At 70.0% G+C, this 15419-nt stretch carries 13 protein-coding genes and 2 tRNA genes; 11 read left to right on the plus strand and 4 right to left on the minus strand.

Features of this window, described 5'->3' with window-relative positions; genetic code table 11:
• Window positions 1-90: 90 nt before the first annotated feature.
• The 3 genes from ACTWQI_RS16825 to ACTWQI_RS16835 are packed head-to-tail and all read left to right on the plus strand — an operon-like array spanning window position 91 to window position 3301.
• Complete coding sequence (locus ACTWQI_RS16825) at window positions 91-1827, plus strand: TerD family protein (protein WP_443271233.1); 1737 nt, start codon at window positions 91-93, stop codon at window positions 1825-1827.
• 11 nt (window positions 1828-1838) lie between these two features.
• Window positions 1839-2522, plus strand: coding sequence for an AIM24 family protein (locus ACTWQI_RS16830; protein ID WP_443271235.1), 684 nt, complete (start codon window positions 1839-1841; stop codon window positions 2520-2522).
• Window positions 2523-2539: 17 nt separating this feature from the next.
• Window positions 2540-3301: an AIM24 family protein gene (locus ACTWQI_RS16835; RefSeq protein ID WP_443271236.1), complete on the plus strand. Its 762-nt coding sequence runs from the start codon at window positions 2540-2542 to the stop codon at window positions 3299-3301.
• Window positions 3302-3352: 51 nt separating this feature from the next.
• Here the strand turns inward: ACTWQI_RS16835 and ACTWQI_RS16840 are convergent, their stop codons facing one another.
• A complete protein-coding gene (locus tag ACTWQI_RS16840; protein WP_443271238.1) occupies window positions 3353-3880 on the minus strand; it encodes an NUDIX hydrolase in 528 nt (175 codons plus the stop codon).
• Window positions 3877-5367: a zinc-dependent metalloprotease gene (locus tag ACTWQI_RS16845; protein ID WP_443271240.1), complete on the minus strand. Its 1491-nt coding sequence runs from the start codon at window positions 5365-5367 to the stop codon at window positions 3877-3879. Before ACTWQI_RS16845 ends, ACTWQI_RS16840 begins: the two co-directional genes overlap by 4 nt.
• Window positions 5368-5558: 191 nt before the next feature.
• Between ACTWQI_RS16845 and ACTWQI_RS16850 the strand changes: the two genes are divergently transcribed.
• The 4 genes from ACTWQI_RS16850 to ACTWQI_RS16865 all read left to right on the plus strand — a co-directional run bounded on the left by ACTWQI_RS16850 (window position 5559) and on the right by ACTWQI_RS16865 (window position 8752).
• The gene (locus tag ACTWQI_RS16850; RefSeq protein ID WP_443271243.1) at window positions 5559-6668 is read left to right on the plus strand and encodes an SDR family oxidoreductase; all 1110 of its coding nucleotides are present in this window, start codon (window positions 5559-5561) and stop codon (window positions 6666-6668) included.
• 84 nt (window positions 6669-6752) lie between these two features.
• Entirely contained in the window at window positions 6753-7211 is a 459-nt protein-coding gene (locus ACTWQI_RS16855; RefSeq protein WP_443271245.1) for a molybdenum cofactor biosynthesis protein MoaE, read from the plus strand.
• Between the two features lie 134 nt (window positions 7212-7345).
• A complete protein-coding gene (locus ACTWQI_RS16860; protein WP_443271247.1) occupies window positions 7346-7546 on the plus strand; it encodes a hypothetical protein in 201 nt (66 codons plus the stop codon).
• A gap of 114 nt (window positions 7547-7660) precedes the next feature.
• Entirely contained in the window at window positions 7661-8752 is a 1092-nt protein-coding gene (locus tag ACTWQI_RS16865) for a YlbL family protein (RefSeq protein WP_443271248.1), read from the plus strand.
• 187 nt (window positions 8753-8939) lie between these two features.
• On the opposite strand, the gene ACTWQI_RS16870 is transcribed toward ACTWQI_RS16865, so the two are convergent.
• Entirely contained in the window at window positions 8940-9494 is a 555-nt protein-coding gene (locus ACTWQI_RS16870) for a PPA1309 family protein (RefSeq protein ID WP_443271250.1), read from the minus strand.
• A 136-nt stretch (window positions 9495-9630) separates the two neighbouring features.
• On the opposite strand from ACTWQI_RS16870, the gene ACTWQI_RS16875 reads away from it, so the two are divergent.
• The 4 genes from ACTWQI_RS16875 (at window position 9631) to ACTWQI_RS16890 (ending at window position 14836) form a co-directional block, all read left to right on the plus strand.
• Complete coding sequence (locus ACTWQI_RS16875) at window positions 9631-12522, plus strand: UPF0182 family membrane protein (RefSeq protein WP_443271353.1); 2892 nt, start codon at window positions 9631-9633, stop codon at window positions 12520-12522.
• A gap of 44 nt (window positions 12523-12566) precedes the next feature.
• Window positions 12567-12640 (plus strand) — tRNA-Met (locus ACTWQI_RS16880).
• Window positions 12641-12805: 165 nt separating this feature from the next.
• Complete coding sequence (locus tag ACTWQI_RS16885; protein ID WP_443271251.1) at window positions 12806-14644, plus strand: tetratricopeptide repeat protein; 1839 nt, start codon at window positions 12806-12808, stop codon at window positions 14642-14644.
• A 115-nt stretch (window positions 14645-14759) separates the two neighbouring features.
• Window positions 14760-14836: transfer RNA gene (locus ACTWQI_RS16890), tRNA-Met, on the plus strand.
• Window positions 14837-14885: 49 nt separating this feature from the next.
• On the opposite strand, the gene ACTWQI_RS16895 is transcribed toward ACTWQI_RS16890, so the two are convergent.
• Window positions 14886-15302: a Fur family transcriptional regulator gene (locus ACTWQI_RS16895; RefSeq protein ID WP_443271252.1), complete on the minus strand. Its 417-nt coding sequence runs from the start codon at window positions 15300-15302 to the stop codon at window positions 14886-14888.
• Between the last annotated feature and the right edge of the window lie 117 nt (window positions 15303-15419).

Here is a 15419-nt window from a genome sequence, read left to right on the forward strand (position 1 = left end):
AGCCCGGCACCGGGATCGTGCGCCGTCAGTCCGAGCGGTTAGCCTGACGCAACGCAATCATCGCTCGGGACGGGGGGACGGTCGTTACGCATGGCCAGGGAATTCCAACGCGGCCACAAGGCCAGGATCAGTGACCTGACAGCGGGGACGGATCTGTACGTGGGTGTGCAGATCTCCGGTCCGGGACTGTCCTTCGACATCAGCTGTTTCGGCCTCGATGCCGACGAACGGCTGTCCGACGACCGGTACTTCGTCTTCTTCAATCAGTCGAAGTCGCCGGAGGAGGCGATTCAGCAGCTCGGTGCCCAGGCCGGTGACACCGAGTCCTTCCGCGTCACGCTCGACCGCATCCCGGCGGGCATCCACCGGCTCTCCTTCACCGCCAGCATCGACGGTGCCGGCCAGATGTCACAGGTCGGCCCCGGATACATCCGGATCGTGGCGGGTGGCGAGGAGGTCGTCCGGTATTCCTTCACCGGCTCGGAGTTCACCACCGAGCGCGCGGTCATGCTCGGCGACTTCTACCGGAAGGACGTATGGCGGTTCGCCGCCGTCGGTCAGGGCTTCGACGGTGGGCTCGAGGCGCTGCTGAAGCACTTCGGTGGAGAGGTGCTGGAAGAGGAGCCCGCCGCACAGCCGCAGGGCGCGCCGGGATTCGCCCCGCCGCAGTCGGCGGGGGGCGCGCCGGGCTTCGCCGTCCCGACGACGTCTGCGCCCGCCTCGCCGCAGCAGCCCGCGCCCGCCGTCGGTCCGCCGCAAGGCACTCCAGCGGCATCCGCCCCACAGGCCCCTCAGGCACCGGTGCACGCTGCTGAGACCATCGCTGCGCCGATGGCACCGCCCGGTCAGCAGACGCCGCCCGGCGGCACGGTCCCACCGCCCGGACAGCCCGGCCCGCCCGGGCAGCTCCCTGGCCTGCAGCAGCCGCAGTACGGTCAGGTGCCGGGCCCGCCCGCGCCCGATCCGTACGGACAGCCGGGGGGCCCGTCGGCCCACTATCCCGGCGCTGTGCCGCCGCAGACAGCGCCGGGCCAGCCGGGCCAGCCGGGCCAGTTCCCTGGTCAGTCCGGCCAGGTGCCGGGACATCCGGTTCAGACTGGCCCATACGGTCAGCCCGGCCAGGCGCCGGGGCAACTGGGCCAGGCCGCCTCCCAGGGCGCGGCCGCCTCCGGCCTCGGCGCCGCGCTGCAGAAGTACCGCGAGGCGCCCACCGGTCAGCGCTGGACCCTCCAGAACCAGCAGCTCATCAGGGTCGATCTCGGCGCCGACGGCCGGCCCGTTCTCGCCCGCCAGGGCAGCATGGTGCTGTATCAGGGCAAGGTCGACTTCAGCTACAAGGGCGCGGGCTTCCGCGGCCGGATCGTCGGCAACGCCACCGGCCAGGAGATGGAGCTGATGCGCTGTGCCGGCCGCGGCCAGGTCTTCCTCGCCGAGAACAGCGCACACGTGCATCCGATCGAACTCCAAGGCGACGCCGTCTGCGTCTCCGCGGAGAGCGTGCTTGCCTTCGACGAGTCGCTGCAGCCCGAGGTGCGCCGCATCGAGGGCCATGGCATTCCCGGCGGAGCCCTGTTCACGATGCAGTTCCAAGGCACCGGGACCGTCGTGGTGAAGACCCAGGGCGTCCCGGTCGTCCTCCCGGTCACCCCGACCACGTTCGCCGACAGCAACGCCATCGTCGCCTGGTCCGCCGCCGCACAGGTGATCGTCTCCAGCCAGGTGCGGCTGAGCCGCCGTGCCTACCCCGGCCACAGCGGAGAGAGCGTGAATCTCCAATTCCGCGGTGCACCTGGCAACTTCATCGTCGTCCAGCCCTACGAGGTCTGAAGGAGCCCGTCATGGACCAGACTCTGATCGCGGGCTTCGCCCCGACCCCGATGGCCGCCCGGATGGAGAACCACGGGCGCAGCATGCTCAAGGTCGCCATGCAGAGCGGCCAGGACCTCTTCGCGCGCACCGGCTCGATGGTCGCCTACGAGGGCTTCGTGCAGTACGAGCCGAACCCGCCCGCCGTCCGTCAGATGGCGTCCCAGTGGTTCACCGGAGAGGGCGCGCCGCTGATGAAGTGCAGCGGCGACGGCCTGCTCTACCTCGCCGACTACGGCGCCGACGTCGTCTGCATCAACCTCACGGGCGACTCCCTCTCCGTCAACGGCACCAATCTGCTGGCCTTCGACGCTCATCTCCAGTGGGGCGTCCAGCGGGTCAAGGGCATGGCCAAGTTCGCCGGCCAGGGCCTGTTCAACGTCGGGATCTCCGGCACCGGATGGGTCGCCCTGACCTCCCGTGGCACCCCGATCGTGGTCGACTGCGGGCGGGGGGACGACGAGACGTATGTGGATCCGGACGCACTCGTCGCCTGGTCCACGGGCCTGAAGATGAAGGGAAAGCGCAGCTTCAAGGCGTCCTCCATGATCGGGCGGGGCAGCGGCGAGGCGTACCAACTCGGCTTCTCAGGCGAGGGTTTCGTCGTCGTCCAGCCCAGTGAGGACAGCACCGACCGGCTCCGGGCCCGGGGCTGAGGGGGAGCGAACACATCATGCAGAGCCCGCTTTTCGGCTTTACCGAGAACGAGACCCAGGACCGGTACGCGCTGCAGAACCCGCAGATGCTGCGGGTCGCTCTCACCGGCCAGGACGACATCCTCGCCCGCAAGGGCACGATGGTCGCGTACCAGGGGATGATCGACTTCGACGGGGAGTACCAGACGCAGACCCAGCGCCGCGCTCGGGCACACACAGGCGAGGGCCTGGACCTGATGCGCTGCTCGGGGCAGGGCACCGTGTATCTCGCCAATCTCGCGCAGTACGTCCACGTCGTGGAGGTGGACCACCACGGTCTGACGGTCGACAGCGCCTACGTCCTCGCCCTCGACTCCACGCTCCACTGGGAAGTGATCGCGGTGGACAGCCAGTTCGGCATCTCCGGTTCCGGGACGTACAACCTGCAGATCTCCGGCCAGGGCAAGGTCGCCCTGATGACCTCCGGGCAGCCGCTGATGCTGCAGGTCACGCCGGACAAGTACGTCAACGCGGACGCCGACGCGGTGATCGCGTGGTCCACCGCGCTCCGGGTGCAGATGCAGGCGCAGACCTCGTCCTCAGGCGTCTGGCGGCGGCGCGGGAACACGGGAGAGGGTTGGGAGCTCAGCTTCCTCGGTCAGGGCTACGCCCTCGTCCAGCCCAGTGAGCTGCTCCCGCCGCAGAACGCGGTGATCGGCCAGGGCCTGGCCGCCCAGTACGGGATGGGTCAGCAGGGCGCGCACGGCCAGAACCAGGGCAACATCTGGTCCAACCGCTGAAGTCCTTCCGCCGCCCGGCGGTCCGCCGGGCGGCCGCCGTACCCGCGCGTCTCAGAGCAGCGCGCGGGTACGGGCCACCAGCCGTACGACCGACTCGTCCGCGACCGCGGCCACGTCGTCGTAGTCGAACCAGCGCAGATCGAGCGACTCTTCGCTGATCGCCTCGACCGCGCCGTCCGGGGCGAGCGCCGCGTACTGCACGTCCAGGTGCCAGGCACACGGCGTCCGATGGCGGTCGAGGAGCACCGGTCCGCCCGGCAGCAGGGTCAATCCCGGAATGCCCGACTCCTCCATCGCCTCACGGAGTGCGGCGCCGGGCAGCGTCGTGTCCTGCGGCTCGCAGTGCCCGCCCATCTGCAGCCACATCCGCAGCTTCCTGTGCAGGGTGAGCAGCACCCGCCCGCCCGCCGGGTCGATCACCAGGGCGCTCGCCGTGATGTGCCCGTTCCGGCAGGCCTTCCACATCCCGTCGGGATGCGCGGCCAGATGCTCGCCATAGGCGAGACGCAGCCGCTCCTGCTCGCCGTCCGGCGCGGGCCACCTCTGGAGGACCTGCTCCGCGTTCTCGTAGAGGCTCACGAGCCGCTGTCGCTCTGGCCGCCCCGGTCCTCGTCGTCCCGGTCGTCGCCGTTCCCGCGGCCCTCGTCGCCCTTCTCGAGCCTCGGCTTCGGCGTTTCCCCGCCGTCCGCGGCCTCGCCGAGCATCTTGTCCAGCTCCGAGAAGTCCAGCTGCTCGCGGTACACGAACCCGTCCGGGTCGTCCAGGTCGTCGGCCGTCGGCAGCATGTCGGGATGCGCCCACAGGGCGTCCCGGCCCTCAGGCCCTCGGGCATCGGTCAGGGAGGCCCACAGCCTCGCGGCGTCCCGAAGCCGCCGCGGGCGCAGCTCGAGACCGATGAGCGTGGCGAAGGTCTGCTCGGCCGGTCCGCCGCTCGCCCGCCGCCTGCGCAGGGTCTCCCGCAGCCGGTCCGCGGACGGCAGGTGGGGCTGTGCCGCGGCGTGCACCACCGCGTCGACCCAGCCCTCGACAAGCGCCAGAGCCGTCTCCAGCCGAGCCAGGGCGGCCTTCTGCTCCGCGGTGTCCTCGGGCTGGAACATGCCCTGCTGGAGGGCCTCCTGGAGCTGTTCGGGGTGCGTCGGGTCGAGCTGGCCGACCACGTCCTCCAGCTTCGCGGTGTCGACCTTGATCCCGCGGGCATAGCCCTCGACCGCGCCGAAGAGGTGCGAGCGCAGCCACGGCACGTGGGCGAAGAGACGCTGGTGCGCGGCCTCGCGCAGGGCGAGATACAGCCGTACCTCGTCCGGCGGGACACCGAGGTCCTTGCCGAACGCCTCGATGTTCACGGGGAGCAGCGCGGCCTTGCCCATCGGCCCCAGGGGCAGCCCGATGTCGGTCGAGCCGACCACCTCACCGGCGAGCGTGCCCAGGGCCTGTCCGATCTGGGTGCCGAACATGGCGCCGCCCATGGAGCGCATCATCCCCAGCAGCGGCCCCGCCATGGCCTGCATCTCCTCGGGAAGCACACTGCCCATGGCCGCGCCCACCCGCTCGGCGACCGGGTCCACCAGGTCCTTCCAGACCGGGAGGGTCGCCTCGACCCACTCGGCCCGGCTCCATGCCACGGCGGATCCCGAGCCCGACGGCAGGGAGGTGACGCCGTCCAGCCACAAGTCGGCCAGCCGGACCGCCTCCTCGACGGCGGTCCGTTCGCTCCGCGAGACGCTGGCGTCCTTGGTACCTCCCCCAGGGCCTTCGGCCTGGGTGGGGGTGCCGCCTGCGGTGCCCTGCGCGACGGTCTGCCGTGCGATGTCCTTGGCCATGTCCCAGTTCACGGGGCCGCCCTCGTAGGAGAGCATCTGCCCGAGCCGCTGGAAGGCCGCACCCAGATCGTCCGGGTTCAGGGAACCGAACATCGCGGCGAACGGGTTCTCCGCGCCGCCCTCGCCGCCGAACCCGAACGGATGCACGGGGCCCTGATCGCCGCCCTGGCCGCCCTTCTTCTTTCCGTCGTCGCCGTCGTCCGGCTCCTCCGGCGGAAGGCCGAATCCGAATGGGGTGTCACTCACGGGTTTCCTCGGCTCTCAAGGCCGTCGGCGCACGGCCGACGGCGACTGCCCGACTTCACAACCCAGCGTAGACACCCCGCCCACCTCTAGGCTCGATGCTCGGCTGTCCGATGCCTGCGGCAGGATGGACGTCACCTGGTACGTACGCGTCACTGTCGGTACGTACTGAAGACAACCGCTGGAGACGCCCGGTGAGTTCCCCAGATCGAGAAGTTCGCGGAGCGCGAAACGATGCTGCGGCGCCCGCGCGGCGCCCCGTGGTCGCGGTGACCGGCGCCGCTTCCGGAGTCGGTGCGCGGCTGGCGCGGCGGCTCGCGGCGTCGGAGGAGATCAAGCAGGTCGTGGCCATCGACGAGCGCCGCGGGGACGTCTCCGAGGTGCAGTGGCACCTGCTCGACGTCCGGGATCCGGCCATCGCGGAGAAGCTGCGCGGGGTCGATGTGGTCGTGCACCTCGCGCTCGACCTCGACCTCGAGACCGACCCCGCCGCGCGGACGGCGTACAACGTGCGCGGCGCCCAGACGGTGCTGACGGCCGCCGCGGCCGCCGGCGTCCACCGCGTCGTCCTCTGTACCTCGGCCATGGTCTACGGCGCGCAGCCCGACAACGACGTGCCCCTCGCGGAGGATGCGGAACTGCGCGCCACCGCCGAGGCCACCGGCGTCGGGGATCTACTGGAGATCGAGCGGCTCGGCCGCCGTGCGCCGCGCGCGCACCCCGGCCTCAATGTCACGGTGGTAAGGCCCGCCATCCTGGTGGGCGGTACTGACACGGCCCTCACCCGCTATTTCGAGTCGCCTCGCCTCCTGGTCGTCGCCGGATCGCGCCCCACCTGGCAGTTCTGCCACGTCGAGGACCTGGTGAGCGCCCTGGAGTACGCGGCGCTGGAGAAGGTCGACGGTGAGCTCGCGGTCGGCTGCGACGGATGGCTGGAACAGGAGGAGGTCGAGGAGCTGACCGGCATCCGGCGCATGGAACTGCCGTCCGCCGTCGCGCTCGGGGCCGCCTCGCGGCTGCACCGCCTCGGTCTCACCCCGTCCCCGGCGGGCGACCTCGCGTACACCATGCACCCCTGGGTGGTCAGCGGCAGCCGGCTCCACGACGCGGGGTGGCGGCCGGAGTGGACGAACGAGGAAGTTCTGGCCGAGCTGCTCGAGGAGGTCGCGGGTCGTCACACGGTCGTGGGCCGTCGCCTGGGGCGCAAGGACGCGACAACGCTCGGTGCGGCGGGCGCGACGGTTGCTTTGGTGGGTACGGCCGCCCTGGTCAGGAGGGCACGCAAGGCGCGGCGCAGGGGTTAGGCACCGGGACCTTGCTGCATGGTGGAAGTCATATTCCGCGATGCGGTATTCCGATTTCAGGGCGGGTGCGGCACGATGGTCGCCATGGCAGGTACGCACGATCATCCCGGTGAGGCAGCCGCAGCGGACCCGATCCGACTGCTGGCGATCCGCGAAACCCCGCTCTCCGTCGACGAGGTGTTCGCGGCCGTCGGGGACGACTCCGCGGGCGGTACCGCCCTCTTCGTCGGCACCGTCCGCGATCACGACAGCGGGGCTGGTGTCAGTGCGCTCGGATACTCCTCGCACCCGAGTGCCGAGGCCGAGCTGCGGCGCGTGGCGGAGAAAATCGCGGCGGACTTTCCGGTACGGGCCATGGCCGCGGTGCACCGGGTTGGCGACCTGTCGGTGGGCGACCTGGCGGTCGTCGTCGCCGTCTCCTGCCCTCACCGCGCCGAGGCGTTCGCCGCCTGCCGCCGCCTGATCGACGACCTCAAGCGGGAGGTCCCGATCTGGAAGCACCAGACCTTCACCGACGGCACAGAAGAATGGGTCGGCGCGTAGCGACGTCGTTGTGGGGTACCCCCTGTCGGCCCTCCCCGGTTGCGTAACTGCCCCCCTGCGGTGAGCGTTGATCGGGCGGATGGTTAATCTGCTGATCAGTCAGTTGCGCTCGGTTATGGGGTCGGGAGGCCGGTATGGCGGCGCTCGCTTGGTTGCTGATTCCGGTGGTCGCGACGGTCGTCGCCACCGTCTGGGCCCGCTGGGCCGGGCGCCATCACAAGATCGGCGATGTGGCCGAGCTGGCCGGGTACGCGCGCTTCCGCGAGGCAATGGAACGTTCCCGCGAGACCTCGGAGGCACCGGCGCGCGCGGCGTCCGAGACCGACGCGGCCTGACGCTCGACGACGCCCGGCCCAGCCGCCCGTGCCCCTGGCGCCCGCGCGCCGGGGGCGGCCCGTACGGACCGGCCCCGGGAGTGCACTGTCGGCCGCGTCCCGTACTGTCGTTCCATGCCACGCCGCACTGCGACGATGCTCGCCTCCACACTGATGCTGATCGCTCTGCTGTGTGCCGGGGTGCTGATTCCGGTGCCGTACTCGGAGATGTCTCCGGGACCGACTGTGAACACCCTCGGCGAGCACGGCGGTGAGCCGGTGCTGCAGATCTCCGGCCGCGAGTCGTATCCGGCGACTGGGCATCTCAACATGACGACGGTGCGGGTGACCGGTGCGGATTACCGCATGAACCTCTTCGAGGCGGTCTACGGCTGGCTCTCCCACGACGACGCGGTCGTGCCGCACAGCACGCTCTACCCCGACGGCCAGACGGCCGAGCAGGCCACGCAGGAGAACGCCGAGGAGTTCAGCCAGTCCCAGGAGAGCGCGAAGGTCGCCGCCCTCAGGGTCCTGGACGTCCCGGTCTCCGAGCGCGTGGTCGTGGCCTCCGTCGTGAAGGGCAGCCCGGCCCAGGGCACGCTGCACGCCGGTGATGTGATCAAGGAGGTGGACGGTGAGCCCGTCGAGGAGCCGAGCGAGGTCGCCGAGATCGTGACGCGGCACCAGCCCGGCGAGCGGGTGCTGTTCACGGTCCTGCCCGCCAAGGCGGCCCAGGCGGCGGAGAAGGCGCGCCGGCCGGAGCCCGCCACGCGCGAGACCCTCTCCATCACGACGAAGAAGGCCCCGGACGACGACCGCGCCATAGTCGGCATCCAGGCCGGCACGGATCACACATTCCCGTTCAAGATCGATATCAAGCTGGCCGACGTCGGTGGTCCGAGCGCCGGGCTGATGTTCGCCCTCGGCATCGTCGACAAACTGACTCCGGGCGCCATGACCGGCGGCAGCTTCGTCGCGGGCACCGGCACGATCGATGAGAAGGGGAAGGTCGGTCCCATCGGCGGCATTCAGATGAAGACCGTCGGGGCTCGCGAGAAGGGCGCCGAATACTTCCTCACGCCCGAGGACAACTGCGCCACGGCTGCCCGGGACATCCCGCGTGGTCTCACTCTGGTGAAGGTCCGCACCATCGACGACGCGGTGAAGTCCCTGGAGGACATCCGCAAGGGGGACACGGCCGCTGTGCCGAAGTGCACGACGGACTGACTCTGCCCTTGCGGCTAAACCGCCGCCTCCCCCAGCTACCTCCCCCAGCTACCGCTGGGAGGTGCCCCCAGGGAGGTGCCCCCAGGGAGGTGCCCCCAGGGAGGTACCCCCGCTCGCGGAGGTGGTCGCTCGCCGTGGGGGTGACTCAATTGATGGTTGTTGTGCCCCTGCGCATGGATGGTTGCTGTCAGTCCTCGAAGGTGGCCGCGAGGGCCTCGGTGAGGCCCGGCACCAGCTCTGAGCCGGTGAGGACCTCGGTCGGCGAGTCCTTCTCACGCAGCCGCAGCGCCGCCTCGCGCGTGCCGTCCCGCAGGATGGCGACGGTCATCCGCACCTCCTGCCGGTCCGGATGGTCCGCCACCCAGCTCGCCAGCGCCTGCTCATCCAGGTCCTTGGGTACGGACGCCTCGGCGGACGGCGGCAGCATCAACCGCTCCACGGTCAGGGCGCAACCGGCCACCGCTTCGGGCCAGGCGATGGTGGCAAGGAATTCGTCGATCGGGGTTCCGGCGGGCAGCTCGTCCTGCTCCACAGGGGTCAGGGAGCCGGCCTCCGTGCCTTCGTCGAGGCCGAGCTGAGCGGCGAGGCCGGGTTCGTCGGAGCGGAGCCGGTCGGTGTCGACGAGAGCGAAGAGCCGGGCCGGCTGATCCCAGCCGAGCCCGGCGGCGTACTCGTCGATCTCGAGCACGGCTCGGGTCAGCGGGCCGGCGGCCATGGGCGGGCCGGGGGTGAGGTTGGACATGGTCAGTATCTTGCCCTCTTCGTGACCGGAATCGGGAACTGGGTAAAGCTTGAGTAAGTTGCATGGGTGGGCCCTACTATCGCGGGGCCTGCTCATACGACAGCGAAACATCGAGGTGCGCACCTTGGCTTTCCAGATGCCGGACCGCGGCGGAGGCCCGACCGGGCCACGGATCAGAGTCGGCCGTCCGTCCCGGCGGGTCCGGACCCTGCTGATGACCTTGGGCGTGCTGGCCGTGCTGGCCATGCTCTTCGTCATGTTCGCCGGGTTCTGGGCGGACTGGCTCTGGTATCGCTCGGTCGACTACTCGTCCGTCTTCACCACCACCCTGTGGACCAAGATCGGTCTCTTCTTCGTCTTCGGCCTGCTGATGTCGGCAGCCGTCGGGGTCAACATCTGGCTGGCGCACCGGCTCCGGCCGCCGCTGAGCGCGATGTCGGCGGAGCAGCAGAACCTCGACCGCTACCGGATGAGCATCGCGCCGTACAAGAAATGGGTGCTGGTGGGTGTCACCGCTGTGGTGGGGCTGATCACCGGCGCCTCCGCTTCCGGCCAGTGGCGCACCTGGCTGCTGTGGGTCAACGGCGTCCCCTTCGGTACCAAGGACCCCCAGTTCGACAAGGACGTGTCGTTCTACGCCTTCGAACTGCCCTGGTACCGCTTCCTGCTGGGCTTCGGCTTCGCGGCGACAGTGCTGAGCCTGATCGCGGCCGCGCTGGTGCACTACCTCTACGGCGGGCTGCGGATCACCAGCCCCGGCGCGCGGGCGACCGCCGCGGCCACCGGCCATCTGTCCGTGCTGCTGGGCGTTTTCGTCTCGCTCAAGGCGGTCGCCTACTGGCTGGACAGATACGGCCTCGCGGTGAAGTCGAGCGACCTGAAGTCGACCGACAACTGGACCGGCCTGAAGTACGTCGACGCCAACGCCTACCTCCCGGCGAAGACGATCCTGTTCTGCATCGCCGCCATCTGCGCGATCCTGTTCTTCGCGACGCTGTGGCGGCGCACCTGGCAGCTGCCCGTGATCGGCTTCGGTCTGATGGTGCTGTCGGCCATCCTGATCGGCGGGCTGTACCCGGCGATCGTGCAGAAGTTCCAGGTCGAGCCGAACGAGCAGGCCAAGGAAGCTCCCTACATCGAGAAGAACATCAAGGCCACGCGCGAGGCGTACGGCATCGACGACGCCCAGGTGACGGATTACTCGGGCAGGAGCAACACCGGGGACGGCGTCAAACTGCGCAACGACGCGGATACGACGGCCAGTTACCGGCTGATCGATCCGAACGTCGTGCCCCCGACTTTTCAGCAGCTACAGCAGGAGCGGAGCTACTACCAGTTCCCCGCCAACCTGGACGTCGACCGCTACCAGGGCGCCGACGGCAAGGAGCAGGACACCGTCATCGGCCTGCGCGAGCTGAACATCAACGGCATCCCGCAGCGCAACTGGATCAACGACCACTTCAAGTACACGCACGGGTACGGCGCGATCGCGGCCAAGGGCACGACGCCGGACCCGGACGCGGACCCTGCCGGCTCGCCGGACTTCACCGAGTCCAGCCTGCCGTCGAAGGGCCAGTTCGGCACGTACGAGCAGCGGATCTACTACGGCGAGAAGACCCAGCAGTACTCGATCGTGGGCGGCCCGCAGAAGGAGCTCGACTACGAGGAGAACGGCGAGAAGACCACCAGCTACCAGGGCAACAGCGGGGTCAACCTCGGCAACACGATAAACCGCGCCGCATACGCCGTGGCCTTCAGCGAGCCGCAGATCCTCTACTCCGGGGCCATCGGCGACGGTTCGCGGATCCTCTACAACCGCACCCCCAAGGAGCGCGTCGAGTCGGTCGCCCCCTGGCTGACCATCGATGGCGACGCCTATCCGGCGGTGGTCGACGGACGCATCCAGTGGATCGTCGACGCGTACACCACGACCAACGGCTACCCCTACGCATCGCGTACGACGCTGGGGGACACCACGGCCGACTCGCTGACCGACAATCAGCGTGCGGTGGTCGCCCAGCAGAACCAGGTCAACTACATCCGCAACTCGGTGAAGGCCACCGTCGACGCGTACGACGGCACGGTCAAGCTCTACCAGTGGGACACCAAGGACCCGGTCCTGAAGACCTGGATGAACGCATTCCCCGGGACCGTGACGGCCAGGGACGAGATCGCCCCGGACCTGATGTCCCATCTGCGGTATCCGCAGGACCTGTTCAAGGTTCAGCGCGAGCTGCTCACCCGCTACCACGTCACCGACGCTGCGCAGTTCTACAGCGGCAGTGACGCCTGGCAGGTGCCGGACGACCCGACCAACAAGGACTCCAGGGCCGTCCCGCCCTACTACCTCAGCATGATGATGCCGGGTCAGGCGGAGCGGCAGTTCTCGCTGACGACGACGTTCACCCCCATCGAACGCCCGAACCTGGGAGCGTTCATGGCGGTCGACGCTGATGCCGCGAGCAATGGCTACGGCACCATAAGGCTGCTGAGAGTGACGTCCAACGTGCCGGGCCCGCAGCAGGTGCAGAGCGAGCTCAACGGTGATCCGGACGTCGCCGAGTTCGTGCGCAACCTCAGGGGCACCGACTCCGACATCGAGTACGGCAATCTGCTCACGGTGCCGCTCAGCGAAGGCTTCCTCTACATCGAGCCGGTGTACGTCCGCGGTGGCAATGCGAACTATCCGCTGCTCAAGAAGGTGGGCGTCTCGCACGGCAAGGAGACCGCCTTCGAGAACACCCTCGGCGAGGCACTGAACAAGGTGTTCGGCGTGGAGGGCGACGGTGCCGCAGAGCCGCCACCCGACACCACCGAGCCCCCGGCCGAGCCTCCTGCGTCCGGGGACGCTGCGGTGAAGCAGGCGCTCGAGGACGCGCAAGAGGCGTTCGAAGCGGGCCAGAAGGCGCTCAGCGAGCAGAACTGGGAGGAGTACGGCAAGGCCCAGGCCGATCTGGAGGCCGCGCTGAAGCGGGCCGCCGACGCGGAAGCCGAGGCGGACCAGAAGGGCCGGAGGGAAGGCAGCTGAGCACGGGCTTCACCCCGCGTCGTGTTAGAGTGGGCGCACAACGACGCGGGGTGGAGCAGCTCGGTAGCTCGCTGGGCTCATAACCCAGAGGTCGCAGGTTCAAATCCTGTCCCCGCTACTACAGGAAGACCCGGAGTCAACTGACTCCGGGTCTTTCGCTTGTGTGGGCGACACCGCGACTCGAGCGTTTGGCATGTAGCTCTGTCGGGAAGTCGACAAAACGCCGAAGTGACTTCACTGGCTGCGGTATACCAGGTGTACGCGGGTTGCAGGTGGTGCGACGATGGCCCTTATGGGGGACAAGGTAAGTCTGGTGGAAACAGGTCGGTTTGTGGATCCGCCCGACGGCGGCGAGGGTCCTGAGCCGACGGTCGCTTCGCGCTGCCCGGACACCACCACACTCACCGCCGAAGCCGAGGAGGAGGCCCGCCACCGACTCGCGGCGGAGGCCGGAAACACCGAGTCGATGAGCGTGCTGGGGGCCATGCTGCTGCGCCGCGGCGACCTCGACGGCGCCGAGCCGTACCTGCGCGCCGCCACGGGTGGGGGCGACCGCGCCGCGGCCAACAACCTCGGTGTCCTGCTGCACCAACGCGGCTACGCGGACGAGGCGTCCGGCTGGTGGCGCATCGCCGCCGTGGCCGGTTCCGCCGCCGCCGCGCACGCCCTGGGCCGCCACTACCGCGAGCGCGGCGACGAGCCCGCCGCCGAGTACTGGCTGCGCCAGTCGGCCGAATCCGGCCACGCTCTCGGCGCCTACGCACTCGCCGACCTGCTGGAGCACCGCAGCGACGTCGGCGCCGAGCGCTGGTTCCGCGCCGCCGCCGAGCACGGGCACCGCGAGGCCGCGTACCGCCTCGCGCGCATCCTCGACCAGCGCGGGGGCGACGAGAGCGCGTCGGCCGACCGGGGCCCGGAGAGGCGGGAGGCCGAGCAGTGGTACCGGCAGGCGGCCGCGCGCGGGCACCGGCGCGCCGCTCTGCACCTCGGCACGCTCCTTGAGGAGCGCGGCGAGACGCAGGAGGCCGGCCGCTGGTACCTGACCGCCGCCAAGCGAGGCGAGCCGCGGGCGGCATGCGCACTCGGCTTCCTGCTACGTGATGCCGGCGACACCGACAGCGCTGCGATCTGGTGGCGCCGAGCTGCCCAGGAGGGTGACGGCAATGCGGCCAACGCCCTGGGTGCGCTGCACGCCGATCGCGGCGAGCCGCAGACCGCCGAACGCTGGTACCGCGCGGCGCTCGACGCCGGGGACGTCAACGGCGCGTACAACCTCGGTCTCCTCTGCGCCGAGGACGGTCGCACGGCTCAGGCCGAGCAGTGGTACCGCCGAGCCGCCTACGCCGGGCACCGCGAGGCGGCCAACGCCCTCGCCGTACTGCTGCTGCAGCGCGGCGACGCGGCCGGAGCGGAACCGTGGTTCTCCAAGGCCGCCGAGGCGGGCAGCGTCGATGCGGCGTTCAACCTCGGCATCCTCTACGCGGGGCGGGACGACAGCCGTACGGCGCGCCAGTGGTACGAGCGCGCGGCCGGGGCCGGCCACACGGAGGCCGCGCTGCAGGTCGCCATCGCCCTGTTGCGGGATGGCGACGAGCGCACGGCCGAGCGCCATCTGCGGTGCGCGGCGGGCGGGGGCAGCGCGGAGGGAGCCTTCCGGCTCGGCGTCCTGCTCGAGAGCCGCCGTGGTACGGGGGAGAACGGCGGGGCTGCGGACCACATGGAGCGTGCGGAGCACGAGGAGTGGTACCTGCGCGCTGCCGAGCAGGGCCACCGGCGTGCCCAGGTCCGCTGCGGAATGATCGCATCGGGGCGTGGTGACACGGTCGAGGCGGCGCGGTGGTACCGCACCGCGGCAGAGGCGGGCAGCCGCAACGGCGCATTCAACCTCGGCCTGCTGCTGGTGCGCGAGGGCGGCGAGCCCGAGGCCGCGCTCTGGTGGACCCGCGCGGCGTCCGCCGGGCACGGGCGGGCGGCGCTGCGACTTGCGCTGCTCGCGGCGCGGCGCGGCGATCTGGCGGAGGGCCAGCAGTGGTGCTCACGCGCCGTCGAACTGGGTCCGGCGGAGGTCACGGAGCGGGCGGCCCGACTGCGGGATGCGCTTCAGCAGGAGCTCACGGCGTAACGCCTCCGGCGTAACGCCGGCGCTGGGGCGCCGCGCCTTGGCCCGGACTGACCGGAGGTGGCCTCCGGATGATTTGCGCTGGTCGTTGGCGGGAGGGTAGCCTTGACGTTACCGACGCGGGGTGGAGCAGCTCGGTAGCTCGCTGGGCTCATAACCCAGAGGTCGCAGGTTCAAATCCTGTCCCCGCTACCAAGAAAACGAAGGCCCGGATCCTCAAGGATCCGGGCCTTCGTTCGTGTGGTCAGTCGGCGGCGCAGGAGGGGCAGATGCCGCGGTAGGTGACGTCGACATCCGAGACCTTGAAGCCGAAGCGCTCGTCGTCCGGAAGGTCGGCGAGCGGGTTGCCGCCGGGATGGACGTCGCGGACCGTTCCGCACTTCGCGCACACCAGGTGATGGTGCGGATGGTGCGCGTTCGGGTCGTACCGCATCGCGCGGCGGTCGGTGCTCACCTCGATCACCTCGCCGAGCGACACGAGCTCGCCCAGCGTGTTGTAGACCGTGGCGCGGGAGATCTCGGGCAGCCGCTCGGCGGCGCGTGCGTGGACCTCGTCCGCGGTCAGGTGGACATGGTCCCCGTCGAGAACCTCGGCCACGACCCGCCGCTGGGCGGTCAGCCGCCAGCCGCGTCCTCGGAGTCGTTCCAGCAGGTCACTCATGCCTTTCAGCCTAACAGCGACGGGACACAGGTCCCGAACGGGTACGGTCTTCGGCTATGTCTTGACTTAGATCCTGTCCAAGGTAGGATTGGTTTTCGGCAAACGCCAAGGGACAGG

The organism is Streptomyces sp. KR80, from assembly GCF_052245555.1.
GTDB lineage: Bacteria > Actinomycetota > Actinomycetes > Streptomycetales > Streptomycetaceae > Streptomyces.

Coding starts and splice junctions, on each gene's coding strand:
- ACTWQI_RS16825 (WP_443271233.1), top strand. CDS start 91: ATGGCCAGGGAATTCCAACGCGGCCACAAGGCCAGGATCAGTGACCTG.
- ACTWQI_RS16830 (WP_443271235.1), top strand. CDS start 1,839: ATGGACCAGACTCTGATCGCGGGCTTCGCCCCGACCCCGATGGCCGCC.
- ACTWQI_RS16835 (WP_443271236.1), top strand. CDS start 2,540: ATGCAGAGCCCGCTTTTCGGCTTTACCGAGAACGAGACCCAGGACCGG.
- ACTWQI_RS16855 (WP_443271245.1), top strand. CDS start 6,753: ATGGCAGGTACGCACGATCATCCCGGTGAGGCAGCCGCAGCGGACCCG.
- ACTWQI_RS16860 (WP_443271247.1), top strand. CDS start 7,346: ATGGCGGCGCTCGCTTGGTTGCTGATTCCGGTGGTCGCGACGGTCGTC.
- ACTWQI_RS16865 (WP_443271248.1), top strand. CDS start 7,661: ATGCCACGCCGCACTGCGACGATGCTCGCCTCCACACTGATGCTGATC.
- ACTWQI_RS16870 (WP_443271250.1), bottom strand. CDS start 9,494: ATGTCCAACCTCACCCCCGGCCCGCCCATGGCCGCCGGCCCGCTGACC.
- ACTWQI_RS16875 (WP_443271353.1), top strand. CDS start 9,631: ATGCCGGACCGCGGCGGAGGCCCGACCGGGCCACGGATCAGAGTCGGC.
- ACTWQI_RS16885 (WP_443271251.1), top strand. CDS start 12,806: ATGGCCCTTATGGGGGACAAGGTAAGTCTGGTGGAAACAGGTCGGTTT.
- ACTWQI_RS16895 (WP_443271252.1), bottom strand. CDS start 15,302: ATGAGTGACCTGCTGGAACGACTCCGAGGACGCGGCTGGCGGCTGACC.